At 54.5% G+C, this 1000-nt stretch carries 1 pseudogene; it reads right to left on the bottom strand.

The annotated features are described in order from the left end of the window. A pseudogene (locus PsAD46_RS28045) lies at positions 1 to 1000 on the bottom strand (hypothetical protein); the annotation flags it as partial.

The raw sequence follows: 1000 nt of genomic DNA, 5'->3' as shown, positions 1-1000 counted from the left end.
TCAACATCAAACTCAATGCTGCTGAGCCGGACACCATCAGCAAACTCATAGCGCTCGATATGCGCATCAGTTTGTACCGTGAGAGCCCCTTCACCGGCCCAGTCAAACGTAAGAGCGCCATACCAGGAACTCTCTGGACCAGCCTCCGAGGTTCTGACAGTCAGATCTGCCAGCGTCAGGTCGGTGAACCGGACCGTATCAGTGCCCATATCCTCGGCTTCCGCATAAGCGGAGATGCGCACATCGCCGGTATTCTTGCCAATGACATAGGTGTCACTGCCCTCGCGGCCATACAGGAACTGGTTGCCGCTGTCGGTGATCCCGTCTGGCAAAACAGATTTGGCAGCGATCAAGGTGTCATTGCCCTTATCACCATTAATTTTGAGCGCCTTGTAGCCATCAGTGCGCACGCCGGTGACAACATCATCACCTGCTGTACCGCGGTAGATATCATAGCCGTCAACATCAAACTCAATGCTGCTGAGCCGGACACCATCAGCAAACTCATAGCGCTCGATATGCGCACCAGTTTGTACCGTGAGAGCCCCTTCACCGGCCCAGTCAAACGTAAGAGCGCCATACCAGGAACTCTCTGGACCAGCCTCCGAGGTTCTGACAGTCAGATCTGCCAGCGTCAGGTCGGTGAACCGGACCGTATCAGTGCCCATATCCTCGGCTTCCGCATAAGCGGAGATGCGCACATCGCCGGTATTCTTGCCAATGACATAGGTGTCACTGCCCTCGCGGCCATACAGGAACTGGTTGCCGCTGTCGGTGATCCCGTCTGGCAAAACAGATTTGGCAGCGATCAAGGTGTCATTGCCCTTATCACCATTAATTTTGAGCGCCTTGTAGCCATCAGTGCGCACGCCGGTGACAACATCATCACCTGCTGTACCGTGGTAGATATCATAGCCGTCAACATCAAACTCAATGCTGCTGAGCCGGACACCATCAGCAAACTCATAGCGCTCGATATGCGCACCAGTTTGCACCATGA

Origin of the sequence: Pseudovibrio sp. Ad46 (genome assembly GCF_001623065.1) — a bacterium.
Lineage (GTDB): Bacteria > Pseudomonadota > Alphaproteobacteria > Rhizobiales > Stappiaceae > Pseudovibrio.
Note: the sequence above shows the minus strand (reverse complement) of the source record. Positions and strands in the feature narration are given on the sequence as shown.